We start from the raw sequence: 18,970 nt of genomic DNA, 5'->3' as shown, positions 1-18,970 counted from the left end.
TCAACCCGCTCCGGCGGGTTTCTTTTTTTCTAAGGAACCGAAATGACCAAATTCTCCCTGATCCCCAACCCTACCTTTTCTGTAACCGCCAGCATCCCGCGCGCTGGCGCTGAAGACGGTAAGCTGACGCTCACCTTCCGCCACAAGACGCTGGAAGAGCTGCGCGATATGGATACCGAGCTTCAGAAAAAAGCTGACGGCAAGACGTCCGCTGTTGAGCCACAGGCCGACTATCTGATGAAAATCGTCGAAGGCTGGGCGCTACCGGACGAGCTCACCCGCGATAACGTGATCGTCCTCCTGCATAATTACCCGCGCGCGTTCGACAGCATCGGCCTGGCCTACACCAAAGAGCTGATGGGCATCCGCGAAAAAAACTGAGGCAGGTCGCCGCAGCGTTGTATACGCCGGGGCCGACGCTCGCGGAGCTGAGCGCTTTTGGTTTGACGCCTGAAGACGTGGAAGAAGAGGTGAGTATCCTGCCATCAATCTGGCAGGCCTTTACCGTCTTCTCTGCGCTGGCGACCCAGTGGCGCGTCGGCGCGAGCGGGGCTACCGGACTCGATTACAACGTTCTCCCCTGGGTGTTCAAGTTACATGGGGTAGAGGATGCGGCGGCCTGCATGGCTGATATTCAGATTATGGAAAGCGAGGCTCTCAAGGTAATGCATAAGGAGACGAAATAATGACTGACCAGATCGCCTCGATTACTTTGCGGGCCGATGTTTCCGATCTGAAATCAGCCAGCAATGAACTGGATAAACTCGGCCAGGCAGCGGCCAGTGCGGTTGGCAAAGCCGATGATCTAAACAGCGTATTTCGTGCTGGTGCTGAGTCCGCGAAGCAGGGCAGCGCGGGAATTAAGGAGCAGCAGAACGCGCTCAAGGGATTGCTGGAGAATATCGACCCAGTAAACAAGGCGCTGAACCGCCTGGATGAACAGCAAGCCGCGTTGCGTAACTTTCAGGCCAAAGGCTTCCTGGATACCAATGATTTTCAGCACTACAACAAAATCCTCGACGACACCCGGCTGAAGCTGACAGATACCGGTGAGGCCGCAGCGCGCGCCCAGGCCGAACTGGCAGCAACTCAGGCCGCTGAGAAGCAATCAGCCGCGCTGAAAAACCTGCTGGGTTCTATCGACCCGAATATCCGCGCCTTCAACGCGCTGGATGAACAGCATGCTCAGCTGGTGGCGCACTTCGAAGCGGGCCGCATCAATGGCGCTCAGTTCGAGCACTTTAATGATATTCTGAACCAGACCCGCCAGCGTCTCTCCAGCGTTGCGGACGTTCTGCCTGAAGCATTATCACGGCAGGAGGCCGCCGCCCGGCGCGCGGGCATCTCAGTTGGACAATACAGCAATGCCGTACGGCAACTTCCGGCGCAGTTTACCGACATCGCCACACAGCTGGCAGGCGGGCAATCACCTTTCCTGATTATGCTCCAGCAGGGCGGGCAGATTAAGGATTCATTCGGCGGCCTCGGTCCGATGCTGCAGGCGCTCAGAGATGCGTTATTTGGCTTCAACGAAGAGGGCCGCGAGACTTCTGAATCTGCGGCGAGCATCAGTGAAGCAGCTGAAGGACTTAACAATACCAGCGAGGCGGCTGAAAAGTTAGGTAGGGCTGGCGGCCTGTTAAACACGTTCAACCTTGCCCTGGCTGGCTCTGCTGCATTACTGGCAGTTCTCGCCGGTGCAGCGTACAACTCATCTCAGCAGTTCGACAGTGTAGCGAGATCCCTTATTCTTATGGGTGGTGCTGGCTTCTCGTCAATGCAACAACTGAACGATGCTGCAAAAGATGTTGCGGATGACGCCGGAGCATCATTGGCGGATTCGGTTGAAATTCTGGTTCAGCTAAACGACACCGGAAAATATACCGCTGACCAAATGTCGAAAATAGCCAGGTCCATACTGGCTATGGGTGATGCCGGGTTGGATACGAAGGCCGCGTTGTCAGATTTTTCACGGATAGTTAACGACCCGGTTAAGGCGCTAGCCAGCCTTAATCAGCAATATGGTTTCGTTGATGAAGCCATGATGAAGCACATCATCACGCTGGAGAAAACCCAGGGAAAAACAGCTGCTGCCAATGAAGCGATCACATTATTTGCCAGCACTATGGAGGAGCGCAGCAATCAGATAGTTGACGCCACAGATAATATTGGCCAGGCATGGCAGGGGCTAAAAGCTTTTGCCTCCGATACCTTTGGTCAAATGGGCATTACTGTGCGCGCCTGGGGTAATCAAATCATTGATATCTTTAAATTGCTGAAAGCATCCATCAGTGATTTGTTTCTAAACCTCACATCACTTGACGCCAAATTCACGAGCACTGTTGCCGGGTGGGCTGAAAAAATTCCCGGCGGCGGAGCGCTGGTAAATTTCCTCGGTATGGATGTCGAGGCGATGAAAAAGGCTGGCGCAGAGGCAGATAAAGAGATTGAGGCAAATAAAAAGCGTTATAACGAACTCTGGAAACGCATTACAGCCCCGAATGCCCAGGCTAATTATGAAGAAGAGGCACGCAACGGACCCGCTGGTGGAATAACTGGTACTGGAGCAACGGATCGGCAATCCAGAGAAGCAGTTTCCAAACTCGCCAGTGAATCCTCTAAAAAAGCCAAAGAAGCGAAAACCACGCTTGATGCTGGCGATCGCACCCTGGAAAACTACCGCGCACAGGCCATAGCGCTCACTGACACGCTTGAAACCCTTCGCCGCACTGGTGAAGTGCAGGTCAAAAACACTGAATACAGCAAAATGCAGTCGCAGTTTTCTGTACTCGAAGAAGCCGCTAAACATCGCGCGCTGACGGCGCAGGAGAAATCTCTACTGTCAGGCCGGGAAGCTATTCTGAACGCCGCCGCGGTGGTGGATCAGAAAAACAAGGAGGTCGAGGCCCAGCAGAAAATCAATGCGCTGGCAGAGCAGGCGGATAAATATGCCACGCAAATGGTGGAAAAAACCACAGCCTTGCGTGAAGGGGCTGGGCTTAGTTCACGCCAGCAACAGCGTTTGCGTGAAGAGGCCCAACTCCGTCAGGGATGGTTAAATGGCGGTGGCGATCTGGAAGACGCTGGTTACCAGAAGGAACTGGCGGCGCTTCATAACTACTACGATGAAGAGGACAAGCTTCGGGCTGACTGGAAGGCTGGTGCGCTTAGTGGGTGGAATGAATACCTGGAAGCGGCAACTGACACTTATAGCGCGGTGAAAAACGTTGCGGGGTCGGCTTTAACAGGCCTATCAGACATGCTGACGAGCCTCATGACAACTGGTAAAGCTTCAATCAAAGAATTCGGCAAGTCTATGCTGAAGATGATTATTGATGTGACAAACCGGTTGATGGTGGCTTACGCCATTCAGGCGGCTATGGGATGGGTCAGTGGTAGTGCAAGCGGAGGCGGCGGAAGCACACCTTCGGGAGCGTATAATAACGCTGCGGCAGGACTGACCTTCAGCGCCAAAGGCAATGTTTATGAATCTGCTGGTCTCCACCAGTATGCCAATGGCGTATACGACTCACCAAAATACTTCACCTTCCAGGGTGCGTCGAAGTTTGCCAAAGGCGGCGTTTTCGGCGAAGCGGGGCCAGAGGCTATTATGCCGCTCACACGCGATTCTGCTGGAAGGCTTGGCGTAAGAGCTCAGGGGGGCGGGTCTGCACCTCAGGTAAATATCGATATTTATGTCGATAACAAAGGTAATGCGACTTCTAATACGTCTGGAGATGGCAGCGCCGCGGCAAGAGCGCTGGGAAGTGAAATTGAAGCCAAAGTCACAGAGATTCTGATGCGAGCAGTCCGAAGTGATGGGTTGCTGGGTAGACAATTTCAGACCAAATAATGGTCTGACGTTGCAATTCTGAGATGACAATATCATCTGCTACTGGTTACACCAATGCATCCCCTGGTTATCATATTCAAAACCACGATAATCAAGGGGGTGATGGTGCTTAAAAAAATATTGATGAAGATGCTTAAAACCATTGGATTGTTGCTTCTTCTTTTTGTGGTGATAGGTATAGCCGCCGTAGTGAACAAGCCAAATGAGGCAGAGGAAAAACAAAAAGAAGTCAAGGAGCTTTCTAACAAGAAACTGGATAAGCTTCGGAGCTCGTGTGAGGCTTACATCAAAAGATCGGTCATTAATAAAAGCACACTGGATATGTCGGTGTTTAGCGCAAAGAGATGGCAGGGCAATGACGGTAAGTTTTACGCAACGCAAGAATTTAGCGCCAAAAACAAATTTGGTCTTGAGCAGAAGTTCAGAGCGGTTTGCATCGAAGATAAAGATGGCAAAGCTGATTATAAAGTTGAAGAGATGATTGGCAATTAATCAATATTTGTAGGGGACGATGATGTTCAAAACAGTGATGTTAGTTTCAGGCGCGATATTATTAACTGCTTGCGCGCGCCCATATGGTCCGGCCGAAACGATCATAAATAAGCAGATTGTCGAACCAAAGCCGAATATTCCTCAAACTAAGGTTACGGTCACGCGCAACAAGCAGTTTATTGGTGGCGGTAGTGGTGGTATGTGTCGATTTTTGGTTCAAATAGACGGAAAAGACATAGCTAAACTGCGTCAAAATCAATTTATAACCGCCTACCTTGATAATGGAACGCATCTTTTGCGAGTAAGCAATGAATGTGATGTCGCATCAATGGGGATGCGTAAATCATTAGAAATTGTTGCAGATGGTGGAGATCAAGAATACATCGTTGAAAATGGATTTTGGGGGCAGTATCGAATGTGGAGAATTAAATAACTAGGCATTACAATTTAACCAATTTCAAGCCTTAGCCAATACCTAGCCTCGCAACAGCGGGGCTTTTTTTATGGAGCAAATATGGCCGTTGAAACTTACATCTGGAGATCGCAGCTTGGCGCGGGTGCGGTTGAATATAACCAGACAGTGCGCGCAGCCCAGTTCGGTGATGGCTACGAACAGATTGCCGATAATGGTATTAATTCAACGGCAATTCAGGTGCCAATGAAACATGTTGGCAGCGAGGCGGAGGTAAACGCGGTGCGCGCTTTTCTTCTTGCTCACGTGGTCAAGGCGTTCATTATCACACCGCCGGGCGAAGAGAAGGGGCTTTACCGGGTCGTTGCTGATTCAGTGCGAAAGAATCAGCTAAACAGCAAGTTCGCGGAGCTTACCTTCACTATTAAACGGGCTTACGGAGTTTACGCATAATGGCACTTGTCGATCAGGCGGCGATGCTGGCACCGGGTGGCAGGATTCGCCTGGTCGAAGTGGACGCCTCAGAGTTCAGCGGGGGTATACATCGCTTCCATTACAGCCCGTTCCCACATACTCCGGCAGAGATAGATGCCGCGAACGGCGACGAAAACGCGCTCGGGCCAAAGCCCATAATCTGGGGTGGCAAAACATACGAATTCTGGCCCTTCCAGATGACAGACCTTTCCCTTTCAACGGACCAGGCGGCAGAGCCGAAGCTGAGCGTATCGAATCTGGACGGGCACATTACCGCGCTCTGCCTCCAGTTCAAAGATATGGTTAACGCGAAGGTAAGCATCATTGACACCTACTCCATTTATCTGGACGCGGCGAACTTCCCGGGCGGGGTCAACCCAACGGCAGATCCGACAATGTTTGCCCTCCAGACATTCTGGCTGGACACCAAAACATCGGAGGATGATGAGGTTGTGACGTGGTCAATGAGCAGCCCGGCAGACCTTCAGAGCCTGGTTATTCCTACCCGGCAAATCACATCGCTCTGCGAGTGGGCGCTGCGCGGCCAGTACCGCAGCGGCGACGGGTGCACCTACAACGGTACGGCTTATTTCGACGCAAAAGGTAACCAGGTTACCGACCCGGCTTTGGACGCGTGCGGGGGATGCCTCAGCGACTGTCGTAAGCGGTTTGGTGCTGGCCTGGCGGAGCCAAATACTGCCGTTCTCGATTTCGGGGGCTTTCCGGCCACAGTACTTTTCAATCGATAACCGGACATACCAATGAACAAAACAATTATGGCGGCGATCCGGGCGCATGCGCTGGAGGAATCCCCGCGCGAGTGCTGTGGCTTCGTCATTCAGTCAGGGCGGCGTCAACGTTATATTCCGGTGCCGAACAGCCATGAAAAACCGACGGAGCATTTCCGTATTGACGGCGAGCACTGGGCAAATGCTGAGGATGCAGGGACGATTATCCGCGTCGTTCACTCGCATCCGGGTGATGGCGCGCGACCTATTCCGTCAGACCTCGATCGCCAGCAGTGTAATCAGTCTGGTGTGGTCTGGGGTATTTATGCGCCAGACTGCGATGAATACGCTGAAATCACGCCGGATGCCATCCCGCTGATTGGCCGCCCGTTCATTCTGGGCTCGCACGACTGCTGGGGACTGATTATGGACTGGCATGCCACCCAGGGTATAACGCTGACTGATTTTCGCGTCGATTATCCATGGTGGGAAAGCCAGTACCCGGACAACCTCTATTTTGAGAACTGGGAGCGGGAAGGGTTCGTTGAATGCGATCCGGTGCCCGGTTGCATGGTCATCATGCAGGTCGAATCCGCTAAGTGGAATCACGCCGGAGTCATCACCGAAGAAGGCGAACTACTTCATCACCTCTACGGGCAGCCATCCTGCATCACGCCTTACGCCCGCGGCTATTTCAAAGACCGGACGATGATTTGCGTCCGCCATAAAGAACTAAAAAAGGAGATAAAACCATGGCGCGTTTAACCACTATTCGGCTGTATGGCGCGCTGGGCGCGCAGTTCGGGCGTGCGCATAAACTGGCGGTTCAGACATCAGCGGAAGCTGTAAAAGCCTTGTGCATTAACTTCGATGGGATGGAAGATTACCTCATGAACGCCAAAAAAAACGGGATGACCTTCGCCGTGTTCCGCGGCAAGCGCAATATCGGTCTGCAGGATTACCGGGAACTGGCTGGCGACAGTGATATCCGCATAGCGCCGATCATGGAGGGCGCGAAAAAGGCGGGAGTGTTCCAGACGATCCTTGGTGCTGTCATGGTTGTTGTCGGTATCGCAATTTCGTATTTCAGTGCAGGGACTCTGTCTGTATTCGGGGCCAGTCTAGCCGCTGGCGGTGTCGGCATGATGGCTGGCGGCATTTACCAGATGCTTTCACCGCAGCCTAAAGGGCTGCAAGGCCGTGATGATCCCGACAACAAACCCAGCTACGCTTTCGGCGGTTCAGTAAACACTCTGGCAATGGGCAATCCGGTCGCGGTGCTTTATGGCGAGCGCGAAATTGGCGGAGCCATTATCAGCGCAGGCATTGTAGCTGAAGATATTTAATCTTCCCTACCAGAGGGAACTGCTGATCTTTAAAAATCGGGGTGTTAAGATTAGTCTGAATTTTTTTTACAGGAGACAGGGATATGAAATTGACTGGATTTTTTGCCTCATTGTTTTTTTTGTTTTGTTCTTCTGGCGCAGTGGCTGATGAGGGCTTTTCAGCTCCTCTTGGTTTAAAATGGGGGCAAAGTCAAGAGACCCTTACTAAGGACTATGGTGCCACGCCGGCTGGGAAAAATGACACTCGTTTAAAATTATTTTTGATAAGTAACCCTCCTATAAAAGTTTCGGGATTTGACGAGTTTTATGGTGTTATTGATGACAAATATGGCCTGGTCAAAGTCATCGTTATTGAAAATATTGACGGTGACGCATATGGCTCTAAGGGATTAGAAGAGTATAAGAAAATCAAAGAAGTGATAGCCAAGAAATATGGAAAGCCCAGTTCAAAATATGAATATATTGGAAGAGAACTCTATAAAGATAATGATGAGTTTTATCAATGCCTTGCATACCAAGGGTGTGGTACTTACAGCTCGTTCTTCAAGCCAGTAGGCGGAGGAGATGTTGCCGTGTCTTTGAAAGGGGAGCGTAGAGGTAAGGGATACCTGTCTATCGACTATGAATCCGTTTTGTTCAGCAATGTTCTTAATGAGCAGGAAAATGATTCAAAATCTCAAGCTGAAAAAGGTCTTTAAATAATCTCTTTATAAATTCTCTATTCCTATAACCCGCTACGGCGGGTTTTTTTATGGATGCAATATGGCAACAATCATTGGAGCAAAGGGCGGCGAACAGAAGCAACATACTCCCGTTGAGCAACCTGATTCAGCTCAGTCCATGGCGCGCTGCCGTCTGCTTCTGGCGCTGGGTGAAGGGGAATTTGCAGGCGGGCTCGATGTCACCAAAATTTTCCTGGATAACACGCCGCTCGGTAATGCCGACGGCTCAATGAACTTTGAGAATGTCTCCTGGGATTTTCGCCCCGGCACGCAAACTCAGTCCCCAATTCCCGGCTTTCCCGCTGTGGAAAATGAGACCAGCATCGGCGTATCGCTAACGAAGGCCACTCCCTGGACTCGCGCTATCAGCAACACCCAGATTGACGCTGTGCTGGTGCGCATCGGCATTACCGGTCTGCAGCAGCAGGAGAATGACGCCGATATCGTCGGCACGACCGTCGCATACCACATCGACATTGCGGTAGATGGCGGCGCATACAGTACCGTACTTACCAAAACGGTAACGGAAAAACTCAGCTCACTGTACGAGCTAACGCACCGCATCAACTTGCCTAAGGCTAATACCGGCTGGCAGATCCGCGTTGTGCGCGATACCGCCGACAGCACCAGTCAGATGCTGCAGAACAAAACACAGGTCCAGGCTATTACTGAAGTGATCGACGCCCGACTGCGCTACCCCCATACAGCGCTGCTGTATGTGTCATTCAGCGCCAAGGCATTCAGCAATATCCCGAAAATATCCTGTAAACCGCAGGGGCGCATAATCCGTATTCCCCAAAATTACGACCCGATTAACCGGACATATGGCGGCACGTGGGATGGCACATTCAAATGGGGATGGACTAACAATCCGGCGTGGATCTGGTTCGATATCCTGACGGAGCCGCGCTTTGGTCTTGGTCGCCGCGTTACGCCGGATATGCTGGATAAGTGGGAGCTGTACCGGATTGCACAGCGATGCGATCAACAGGTCCCGGATGGCCTGGGTGGTAGCGGAACCGAGCCGCGTTTTTTGTTTGACGTGTACATCCAGGCGCAGGCCGACGCCTGGCAGGTGATTAAAGACATCGCGGCAGGCTTCAACGGCATGACGTTCTGGGGTAACAACATGTTCAACGTTGTCTCAGACATGCCAGCAGACACCTCGAAACTGCAGATCCTCACCCGCGCTTCTGTGGTGGGGAAGCCGGTCTATTCCAGTGGTAGCGAAAAAAACCGTTACAGCTCTGCGCTGATTAATTTCAGTGACCCCGGCAACCACTACCAGGACCGCACAACGGCAGTGATGTTTCCTGAGCTGGTGAAGCAGTTCAAATTCAAGCAGACGCAAATTACTGCCATTGGCTGTACGCGCGAAAGCGAGGCGCAGCGGCGGGGCGGCTGGGCGGTGTATTCCAACTCACTTGACCGCATCATCACACTGCAGACCGGGCTCGATGGTTTTGTCTACGTGCCGGGCACGGTATTTGCGTTTGCCGACGAACGCCTGTCAGGACGCATATACGGCGGGCGCATTACCGGGTATGACGCGGGACTCAAAACTGTGACCACTGACCGCGGGACCAGCGCAGTCGCGGGCGACACGTTGATGATCCGCACGCAGGACGGCACCGTGGAAAGTCGGGTTATTCAGGCGGTAAACGGCACGCAGCTGGTAGTGGCCACGCCGTTTATAGCCGCCCCGTTACCGAACGCTATATTCGTTATCGATGCCGGGCAGTTGCGCCTGCAGTACTTCCGGGTAACGAATCTGACGTTTAACGATGCTGAAAATACGTTCACCATCACCGGTGCTGAGTACAACTCATCAAAATATGATGCAGTAGATAATAACGCCCGCCTCGATATACCGCCGATCAGCCTAATCCCGACCGGACTGGTTGCGCAGCCAGGCAATGTCGCTGTCACCAGTTACGACGCGGTACGCCAGGGTCAGCGTGTGGCGACACTGGTCGCTACATGGGACGCGCCGCTGGATAAAAATGGCAAGCCGCAAGCGGATGTTATCGCCTACCGGGTGCAGTGGAAGCGCGGGGATAACGAATGGATCAACGTGCCGGAGACAGGCCTGCGCAATATCGAAGTGCCTGGGATTTTCGAGGGCGACTACCTGGTGCGCGTACGCGCCATCAATTCAGGTGGGGCGTCCAGCCTCTGGGCGACGTCGGCGCTAACTCATCTCAAAGGCAGGATCGGTGATGTGCCAAAACCCGTCGGGCTCGCTGCAACTGACGATGTAGTATTCGGCATCAACGTAACCTGGGCATTCCCCGCCGATACCGGCGACACGCTGAGTACTGAGCTGCAATACAGTCTCGCAGCCGACGGCTCGAATCCGATGCTGCTGGCGGCGGTACCGTACCCACAGAAACTCTATCAGCAAATGGGGCTCAAAGCGGGGCAGGAATTCTGGTACCGCGCGCGGCTGGTGGATCGCATCGGTAATCAGAGTGGCTGGACTGATTTTGTTCGAGGGCAGTCCAGCATTGATGTTTCTGACATCACTGAAGCCATACTGGAGGACATGAAACAGACCGACTTGTTCAAGGATGTCGTTGAAAGTGCGATTGACAGCAGCGCAAAAATTGCCGGGATTGTCGCAGATGTGCAGCAGAACGCTGACGACCTCGAACAACAGGCGCTGGCGATACAGCAGAATACCGACGGTCTGGCGGCGGCAGCGGTGAAAATTGACGAGACGTCAGCGGCGCTGGATGGCATGACGGGTGGCGTTAAAAACTCAGCCATCGCGGTAATCCAGAACAGCCTGGCTCAAGTGACCAGCCGGCGGCGGCAGACAGCAACGAACGCCGGGAACAGCGCCAGCATCGACCGTATCGATACCACCATTGCGGATGCCAGTCAGTCGGTGGCTCGCGCACTGGTGACGCTGGATGCTTCAGCTGGCGGCAACATCTCAAACGCGACCGATCTGACCGAGACCCTGGCTAATTTCACGCAGGCTTCGGCAACGAAAATTAACTCCCTGACGGTAACAGTAAATGGACAGTCCGCGGCCATTACGACCAACACTCAGGCAACAGCAGATATGGCAGGCAATCTCAACGCGATGTACAGCATTAAAGTGGCTGTCGACTCGAACGGTGTACAGTACGCGGCGGGGATGGGCGTGGGCGTACAAAATACTCCATCCGGAATGCAGAGCCAGGTGATTTTCCTGGCCGATCGCTTTGCTGTGATGAGCCAGGCTGGCGCCGCTGTTACGCTGCCATTCGTAATCCAGAACGGGCAGACTTTTATCCGCGATACGTTCATTCAGGACGGCACCATCAGCAACACCAAAATCGGTAACTATATCCAGTCTGCAGACTGGGACGGTACCGGTAATGTGGGCTGGCATATCAATAAATCGGGATTTGCAACGCTCAATAATGTGACGGTGCGGGGCAATCTTTACGCCACTTCGGGCAATTTCAGTTTTAACGGCGCGAATAATACTGTGGTCATCGATGGCAACGGCGTAACCGTTAATCTGCCTGGTGGCGGCATGATCAGACTGGGGATGTGGTGATGCCGGCAGGATTACTGATAGATCTCAACGATGGCGGACCCCGGATGGAAATTACATCTGGTCTGCGATTCCCGACATTTAGCGGGCAATGGACAACAGCATCGACATCCCTGTCGCTGGATATAGCGAATTACGTTCCCGGCAGTGATGTTATCTTGCTGCCCCGTGTCTGCGCTGCATATTCTCCGCCGGTCGGGACCTCACTTGTTCCCTCTGTTGGTGTTTTAACCGGGTTCACACAGTCAGGCTCGACGGTTACCCAGACCTACTGGGATTCGAAGGGGGATAAGCTTGTCAGGGGATTCGATGCTTCTGTCTGGCAAATACTGCCCGCGAGCTCGGGCAGCGGCATGCTGATTCAGGACTCAACCGATTTCATGAGCATTGCCTTAAATACTATGGCCGGGTTCTGCGTCTGGCGTGGTTCTGTAACATTCACCGGGACCTGGGCTCTGCCTGACACTATTGCACCAAAATCCAACTACATGGTGTTTGGAAAATGGTCACACCCGAGCGCCACGGTTGAGTGCGACGGCACCGTTGTTACAGCATTTGAGGACAGGAACGGCGAGGACGTCCCGGCGACAGTGGCGATAACAATCGCGATATTTGCGTCTGGTGTTGCGCCATCACCCGGGCGCGGCCTCAACTTTGTTAAAAACGGTGCGTGTGTGTTTTCAACAACGAGCCGGCCGTTCATCTATAACCGGAAGACATGGACGCCGTCATGGTCATGGACGGACATCGGCGACAACATGATTATGCTGGGCGTCTACGGCTACGACAGCAACACCAATGGCGGGTGGGACTATATGAAACTGGCGGGCATCGTCAGGTCAGGAAACGCCGTCCGGTGTGGGCGCGGTCGCGTGCGCTGGCGCTGGACTGACAGATACGCACTCGTTGGCCAGCGCCTGACAAACATCCCCGTGCCATGCATACCCGCCATGTATTAACCAGACAAACTAACAACTGACCCGCCATCCGGCGGGTTTTTTTACTGGAGCAATTATGATTTACAACGCAGGTACTATTGCGATTGCAGGTGCAGGTGTAACAGGCACCGGTACAAACTTCACAGCAGCTGCTAACCAAATCCGGCCTGGTCAGACGTTGATAGCGCTGACCAGTCCGCCCCAGATTTTCCAGATTGCAGCTGTGAACAGCCCGACCGCACTGACCCTCACCGCAGCAGCAAATCCCTGGCTCGCGGCTGGCACGAAATACGCCATCCTGACTACTGACGCACTGTCTGTTGATGGCCTGGCGCAAAGTATTGCGCAGCTTGTCCGGGACTACGACGCGAGCAGCGATGCGTGGGAGACTTTTGCTGGTACAACTGCCAACCAGGCCGTCAATGTCACAATTAATGGCGTTGCTGTCAGCATTCCGGCTCTCGGCAAACTTGCGCAGCGCGGCGTGGGCGGCGCGGTACCGGTTGAGCAGGGCGGAACGGGCGGCACAACGCCAGCAGCTGCGCGCACAGGGCTTCAGCTCGGCAGTGTGGCAACGCGCGACACGGGCGTGGCAGGCGGCAATATCCCTGTTCTGGGCAATGCCAACATTGCCGGCTCCATGTTGCTTCGCCTGTCGTCAAGTAACACGCCGGGGATCGCTTACGCGGGAAGCCGCACATCAGCATCAGCGGCGGCATTTAACATCGGTAATAACGCGAACAGCGCCGCGTCGTCGGTGATGGAGTTTGAACGGGGCGGAGTTTTCGGATGTTTTGTTGGCCTCGATACCGACAGCAAATTCAAAATTGGCGGCTGGTCAATGGGTAATGTTGCCTATGAGTTCTATCACCAGGGCAATGTAGTAGTGGATGGCAACGGGTACCTGAAAAAAGCATCTCCGGTCGTTAAAGTCGCAGGCGACGGCAGCGCAGAACTGAATGCGGAATCCGCAGGCGTTGATGTTGAACGCATTGACACCGGCGTTTATCGAATTTCTGGTGTGCTGGGATTTAACTCAGATCCGGCCTGGGGTGGTATTGATGGCGGTATTGAAATTCCGCTCGATCGCAACAAACAACCGCTGCTCTGGGTTGATTATGAAATCGAAGCTGAAGGCAGCATTCTGCTGAAAACCTTTCATCGTACGCACCCCATGGCGCCGCCGTTCGCACGTAACGAAATCGATGGAGTCAGCGACGGCGACGCGATTGATATTCCTGCCGACCGCTGTGTCGATCTACGTGTCGAAATGCCGGTAAACAGCCTGTGGAACTTTGAGCAGGCGCGGCGGGCGGAGGAGATGCGCGCAGAATATGAGCGCCAGCAACGCGAGGCGGAGCAACGAAATCAGCCCGGGGATTCAGCAAGTTAAAGTGCTGAAGCGGAGGGAAGCGAATAATTTGAAAAAAAGCCCGCACGGGCGCGGGCGTCAATCCCTTAGTTTTTTATTAGATATCCCGCGCTCAGGACGCAGGTGTATAACATAACGGCAACAAGGAGCATTACTTTAGCGGAATTTGACTTTCCTTCGTAACGAAGGCCCTGGCAAAGTCCGCCAAACGTAATTGATGCGAAAGGGGGGAGAGGGACGCTATTTTTCCGATGTAGGGTATACAGTAGCAGTGGCAGATGAAACGGGACATGCTTTCTCCGCGATACACTACGCGGTTTTCAGACCTCTTAACCGTTAGATGATAAACGTATCATCTACTGTCGTGGACCCCGCACGATCAAGATTAAGCACCCGCAAACGAATTGACCTAAACGGGTACATTCGCAAAATTAATGGTGTTAACATGCCAAGACACATCTGATGCATATAGTAAGCTGAAAAATCATTTGTGTACCAATTTGTGTACCAATTTAACATTAGTTGGTTAGATGGTTACGCAAAGTACTGAATAAATTCATTAAATTCTTTCGTATGTGATCTTTCGTGTGGGTCACCACTGCGAATAAGGACAAAAAATGCCCGTTATTACTCTTCCTGATGGCAGCCAACGCCATTATGACCACGCTGTAAGCCCCATGGATGTTGCCCTGGACATTGGTCCGGGTCTCGCAAAAGCCTGTATCGCAGGCCGCGTTAATGGTGAATTAGTCGATGCCAGCGACCTGATCGAACAGGACGCCCAACTGGCTATCATCACCGCAAAGGATGACGAAGGACTGGAGATTATCCGCCACTCCTGCGCGCACTTACTGGGTCATGCCATTAAACAACTCTGGCCGAATACCAAAATGGCGATCGGTCCGGTAGTGGATAATGGTTTTTACTATGACGTTGATCTGGAAAATACCCTGACCCAGGAAGACCTCGACGCCCTCGAAAAGCGCATGCACGAGCTGGCTGAGAAAAATTACGACGTGATCAAGAAAAAGGTCAGCTGGCATGAGGCCCGCGAAACCTTCGTGAACCGTGGCGAAAGCTACAAGGTTTCCATTCTTGATGAAAATATCTCTCATGATGACAAGCCTGGCTTATATCATCATGAAGAATATGTGGATATGTGCCGTGGCCCGCACGTGCCGAACATGCGTTTTTGCCACCACTTCAAATTAATGAAAACGGCAGGGGCCTACTGGCGCGGCGACAGCAACAACAAGATGCTGCAGCGTATCTACGGCACCGCGTGGGCAGATAAAAAAGCCCTGAACGCCTATTTGCAGCGTTTAGAAGAAGCCGCCAAGCGCGATCACCGTAAAATCGGCAAGCAGCTCGACCTGTATCACATGCAGGAAGAAGCGCCGGGTATGGTGTTCTGGCACAACGACGGCTGGACTATCTTCCGTGAACTAGAAGTGTTTGTTCGCTCCAAGCTGAAAGAGTACCAGTACCAGGAAGTGAAAGGTCCGTTCATGATGGACCGCGTGCTGTGGGAAAAAACAGGCCACTGGGAAAACTACAAGGATGCGATGTTCACCACCTCTTCTGAGAACCGTGAATACTGCATCAAACCAATGAACTGCCCGGGCCACATTCAGATCTTCAACCAGGGTCTGAAATCCTACCGCGATCTGCCGCTGCGTATGGCAGAGTTCGGCAGCTGCCACCGTAACGAGCCGTCAGGCGCGCTGCATGGCCTGATGCGCGTGCGCGGCTTTACCCAGGATGACGCCCACATTTTCTGTACTGAAGAGCAGGTACGTGACGAAGTAAACGGCTGTATTCGCCTGGTTTACGACATGTACAGCACCTTCGGCTTCGAAAAAATCGTGGTGAAACTGTCGACTCGCCCGGAAAAACGTATTGGTAGCGATGAGATGTGGGATCGCGCCGAGGCGGACCTGGCGGTGGCGCTGGAAGAGAACGGCATTCCGTTTGAATACCAGCTCGGCGAAGGCGCGTTCTACGGCCCGAAAATCGAGTTTACCCTGTATGATTGCCTCGATCGCGCCTGGCAATGTGGTACAGTTCAGCTAGACTTCTCGCTGCCACAGCGTCTTGGCGCGTCGTATGTTGCTGAAAACAACGACCGTCAGGTGCCGGTGATGATCCACCGCGCGATTCTGGGCTCCATGGAGCGCTTCATCGGAATTCTGACTGAAGAGTTCGCCGGTTTCTTCCCAACATGGCTGGCTCCGGTGCAGGTGGTGGTGATGAATATCACCGATTCGCAGTCCGAATACGTTAACGAATTGACCCGTAAACTACAAAATGCGGGCATTCGAGTAAAAGCGGACTTGAGAAACGAGAAGATTGGCTTTAAAATCCGCGAGCACACTTTACGTCGTGTCCCGTATATGTTGGTCTGTGGTGATAAAGAAGTGGAAGCAGGCAAAGTTGCCGTTCGCACTCGCCGCGGTAAAGACCTGGGAAGCCTGGACGTAAGTGAAGTGATTGAGAAGCTGCAACACGAGATTCGCAGCCGCAGTCTTCAACAACTGGAGGAATAAGGTATTAAAGGCGGAAAACGAGTTCAAACGGCACGTCCGAATCGTATCAATGGCGAGATTCGCGCCCAGGAAGTTCGCTTAACCGGTCTGGAAGGTGAGCAACTGGGTATTGTGAGTCTGAGAGAAGCGATCGAAAAGGCTGAAGAAGCTGGAGTAGATTTAGTTGAAATCAGCCCTAACGCCGAACCGCCAGTTTGTCGTATCATGGACTACGGCAAGTTCCTTTATGAAAAGAGTAAGTCTTCTAAGGAACAGAAGAAAAAGCAGAAAGTTATCCAGGTTAAGGAAATTAAATTCCGTCCTGGTACTGACGAAGGCGACTATCAGGTAAAACTCCGCAGCCTGATTCGCTTTCTCGAAGAAGGCGATAAGGCCAAAATCACGCTGCGTTTCCGCGGTCGTGAGATGGCCCACCAACAGATCGGTATGGAAGTGCTTAATCGCGTGAAAGAAGATCTGAATGAACTGGCAGTAGTCGAATCCTTCCCAACGAAGATCGAAGGCCGCCAGATGATTATGGTGCTCGCTCCTAAGAAGAAACAGTAAGGCCTTCAAGTAACAACGTCTGTGAAGCCTTTGGGCTTCACAGATTTTGTTCGCCCTACGTTTCGTTTAATCAACAATGCGAAGTGGAAGTTATTAAGATGCCAAAAATTAAGACCGTACGCGGTGCTGCTAAGCGCTTCAAAAAAACCGGTAAAGGTGGTTTTAAGCACAAGCACGCTAACCTGCGTCATATTCTGACCAAAAAAGCTACCAAGCGTAAACGTCACCTGCGCCCGAAAGCCATGGTTTCCAAAGGCGATCTGGGTCTGGTCATCGCGTGCCTGCCGTACGCATAAGCCGTTTAACTTTTAACTTTTTTACAGAATAGAAACAGGAGAGCACTATGGCTCGCGTAAAACGTGGTGTAATTGCACGTGCACGTCACAAGAAAATTTTGAAACAAGCTAAAGGCTACTACGGTGCGCGTTCACGCGTATACCGCGTTGCCTTCCAGGCTGTTATCAAAGCTGGTCAGTATGCTTACCGTGACCGTCGTCAACGTAAGCGTCAGTTCCGTCAACTGTGGATTGCGCGTATCAACGCAGCAGCACGTCAGAACGGTATCTCTTACAGCAAATTCATCAACGGCCTGAAAAAAGCCTCTGTTGAAATCGACCGTAAGATTCTGGCTGACATCGCCGTATTCGACAAAGTGGCATTCTCTGCCCTGGTTGAAAAAGCGAAAGCAGCTCTGGCATAAGCCAGTTTGAAGGAGGGAGCTTGCTCCCTCTTTTGCTTTCTGGCCTTCGTTTTATTGACATTTCAACCTGATAGCCTTTCAATAGACGAATCGTTTCCAGCATTAAGGTAACTGCAAGCATGAACGCTGCTATTTTCCGCTTCTTTTTTTACTTTAGCACCTGATCTCAGGGGGCTTGCGCGTAAGAAAGAAACGGAAAATAAACGCCAAAAGCCTCCATCGTGGAGGCTTTTTTTTTTGGTCGACAGAACAATCACTACTCAGGCGCATGCGCCACTATTATGAGGAAAACCATGCCACATCTCGCAGAGCTGGTTGCCAGTGCAAAGGCAGCTATAGACCAGGCCTCCGATGTTGCCGCGTTAGATAATGTACGCGTCGAATATCTGGGCAAGAAAGGGCATCTGACCCTTCAAATGACCACCCTGCGTGAACTGCCGCCAGAAGAGCGTCCGGCAGCAGGCGCGGTGATTAACGAAGCTAAAGAGCAGGTGCAGCAGGCGCTGAACGCCCGTAAATCTGGCCTCGAAAGCGCCGCGCTGAATGCGCGCCTCGCCGCTGAAACCATCGATGTTTCCCTGCCGGGTCGTCGCATCGAAAACGGCGGTCTGCATCCGGTAACCCGCACCATCGATCGTATTGAAAGTTTCTTCGGCGAACTGGGCTTTACCGTGGCGACGGGCCCGGAAATCGAAGATGATTATCACAACTTCGACGCACTGAACATTCCGGGCCACCACCCGGCACGCGCCGACCACGATACCTTCTGGTTCGACGCGACCCGTCTGCTGCGTACCCAGACTTCCGGCGTGCAGATCCGCACCATGGAAAATCAGCAGCCGCCGATCCGCATCATTGCGCCGGGCCGCGTCTACCGTAACGATTACGATCAGACCCACACCCCGATGTTCCATCAGATGGAAGGCCTGATCGTTGATAAAAACATCAGCTTCACCAACCTGAAGGGCACGCTGCACGATTTCCTGAACAACTTCTTTGAGGAAGACCTGCAGGTTCGTTTCCGTCCGTCCTACTTCCCGTTCACCGAACCGTCCGCAGAAGTTGACGTAATGGGTAAAAACGGCAAATGGCTGGAAGTGCTGGGCTGCGGCATGGTGCATCCGAACGTGCTGCGTAACGTGGGCATCGACCCTGAAGTCTATTCCGGCTTCGCGTTCGGCATGGGCATGGAGCGTCTGACCATGCTGCGTTACGGCGTCACCGATCTGCGCGCTTTCTTCGAAAACGATTTACGTTTCCTCAAACAGTTTAAATAAGGGCAGGACTATCC

The 18,970-nt window shown here is 52.6% G+C and carries 19 protein-coding genes, 1 pseudogene and 1 other annotated feature; all 20 genes and pseudogenes read left to right on the top strand.

The window, feature by feature from the left end:
* Positions 1–42 precede the first annotated feature (42 nt).
* Positions 43–381 (top strand): phage tail assembly chaperone, encoded by a 339-nt coding sequence (locus FND52_RS17890; RefSeq protein WP_144132392.1) that lies wholly within the window; start codon positions 43–45, stop codon positions 379–381.
* A 62-nt stretch (positions 382–443) separates the two neighbouring features.
* A complete protein-coding gene (locus tag FND52_RS17885; RefSeq protein WP_244290582.1) occupies positions 444–686 on the top strand; it encodes a DUF1799 domain-containing protein in 243 nt (80 codons plus the stop codon).
* Positions 686–3,853 (top strand): phage tail tape measure protein, encoded by a 3,168-nt coding sequence (locus FND52_RS17880; RefSeq protein WP_144132386.1) that lies wholly within the window; start codon positions 686–688, stop codon positions 3,851–3,853. Before FND52_RS17885 ends, FND52_RS17880 begins: the two co-directional genes overlap by 1 nt.
* Positions 3,854–3,907: 54 nt before the next feature.
* Positions 3,908–4,345: a hypothetical protein gene (locus FND52_RS17875; protein WP_144132382.1), complete on the top strand. Its 438-nt coding sequence runs from the start codon at positions 3,908–3,910 to the stop codon at positions 4,343–4,345.
* Between the two features lie 22 nt (positions 4,346–4,367).
* Positions 4,368–4,778, top strand: coding sequence for a hypothetical protein (locus FND52_RS17870; protein WP_244290581.1), 411 nt, complete (start codon positions 4,368–4,370; stop codon positions 4,776–4,778).
* Positions 4,779–4,859: 81 nt separating this feature from the next.
* On the top strand, positions 4,860–5,210 hold the full coding sequence (locus FND52_RS17865) for a phage tail protein (RefSeq protein ID WP_144132378.1): 351 nt from the start codon (positions 4,860–4,862) through the stop codon (positions 5,208–5,210).
* A complete protein-coding gene (locus FND52_RS17860; RefSeq protein WP_167509377.1) occupies positions 5,210–5,980 on the top strand; it encodes a phage minor tail protein L in 771 nt (256 codons plus the stop codon). Before FND52_RS17865 ends, FND52_RS17860 begins: the two co-directional genes overlap by 1 nt.
* A gap of 12 nt (positions 5,981–5,992) precedes the next feature.
* On the top strand, positions 5,993–6,724 hold the full coding sequence (locus tag FND52_RS17855; RefSeq protein WP_144132371.1) for a C40 family peptidase: 732 nt from the start codon (positions 5,993–5,995) through the stop codon (positions 6,722–6,724).
* Positions 6,712–7,305: a tail assembly protein gene (locus FND52_RS17850; protein ID WP_144132366.1), complete on the top strand. Its 594-nt coding sequence runs from the start codon at positions 6,712–6,714 to the stop codon at positions 7,303–7,305. Before FND52_RS17855 ends, FND52_RS17850 begins: the two co-directional genes overlap by 13 nt.
* Positions 7,306–7,388: 83 nt before the next feature.
* The gene (locus tag FND52_RS17845) at positions 7,389–8,003 is read left to right on the top strand and encodes a hypothetical protein (protein ID WP_144132360.1); all 615 of its coding nucleotides are present in this window, start codon (positions 7,389–7,391) and stop codon (positions 8,001–8,003) included.
* A 64-nt stretch (positions 8,004–8,067) separates the two neighbouring features.
* A complete protein-coding gene (locus FND52_RS17840) occupies positions 8,068–11,580 on the top strand; it encodes a TipJ family phage tail tip protein (protein WP_144132353.1) in 3,513 nt (1,170 codons plus the stop codon).
* A complete protein-coding gene (locus FND52_RS17835) occupies positions 11,580–12,536 on the top strand; it encodes a DUF6453 family protein (protein ID WP_144132347.1) in 957 nt (318 codons plus the stop codon). The genes FND52_RS17840 and FND52_RS17835 overlap by 1 nt, the downstream gene beginning before the upstream one ends.
* 55 nt (positions 12,537–12,591) lie before the next feature.
* Complete coding sequence (locus FND52_RS17830; RefSeq protein ID WP_208737517.1) at positions 12,592–13,908, top strand: phage tail fiber protein; 1,317 nt, start codon at positions 12,592–12,594, stop codon at positions 13,906–13,908.
* A gap of 192 nt (positions 13,909–14,100) precedes the next feature.
* Positions 14,101–14,231 (top strand): annotated as a pseudogene (locus tag FND52_RS17825) (DUF4113 domain-containing protein); the annotation flags it as partial.
* Between the two features lie 273 nt (positions 14,232–14,504).
* Positions 14,505–16,433: a threonine--tRNA ligase gene (gene thrS / locus FND52_RS17820; protein WP_144132342.1), complete on the top strand. Its 1,929-nt coding sequence runs from the start codon at positions 14,505–14,507 to the stop codon at positions 16,431–16,433.
* A gap of 3 nt (positions 16,434–16,436) precedes the next feature.
* Entirely contained in the window at positions 16,437–16,979 is a 543-nt protein-coding gene (gene infC, locus FND52_RS17815; protein ID WP_125293487.1) for a translation initiation factor IF-3, read from the top strand.
* Positions 16,980–17,077: 98 nt separating this feature from the next.
* Positions 17,078–17,275 (top strand): 50S ribosomal protein L35, encoded by a 198-nt coding sequence (gene rpmI / locus FND52_RS17810; protein ID WP_001124225.1) that lies wholly within the window; start codon positions 17,078–17,080, stop codon positions 17,273–17,275.
* A gap of 47 nt (positions 17,276–17,322) precedes the next feature.
* Complete coding sequence (gene rplT, locus FND52_RS17805; protein ID WP_000124849.1) at positions 17,323–17,679, top strand: 50S ribosomal protein L20; 357 nt, start codon at positions 17,323–17,325, stop codon at positions 17,677–17,679.
* A gap of 114 nt (positions 17,680–17,793) precedes the next feature.
* Positions 17,794–17,917, top strand: a sequence feature (Phe leader region).
* Positions 17,799–17,843 carry a pheST operon leader peptide PheM gene (gene pheM, locus FND52_RS17800; protein WP_001386830.1) on the top strand — a complete coding sequence of 15 codons (45 nt, stop codon included), beginning with the start codon at positions 17,799–17,801 and terminating at the stop codon, positions 17,841–17,843. (Overlaps the previous feature by 45 nt.)
* Before the next feature lie 55 nt (positions 17,918–17,972).
* Entirely contained in the window at positions 17,973–18,956 is a 984-nt protein-coding gene (pheS, locus tag FND52_RS17795; protein WP_125293486.1) for a phenylalanine--tRNA ligase subunit alpha, read from the top strand.
* The last annotated feature ends 14 nt before the right edge of the window (positions 18,957–18,970 follow it).

Source organism: Atlantibacter subterraneus (genome assembly GCF_007570865.1).
GTDB classification, from domain to species: Bacteria; Pseudomonadota; Gammaproteobacteria; order Enterobacterales; family Enterobacteriaceae; genus Atlantibacter; species Atlantibacter subterraneus.
This window is presented reverse-complemented; position numbering and strand designations above follow the sequence as displayed.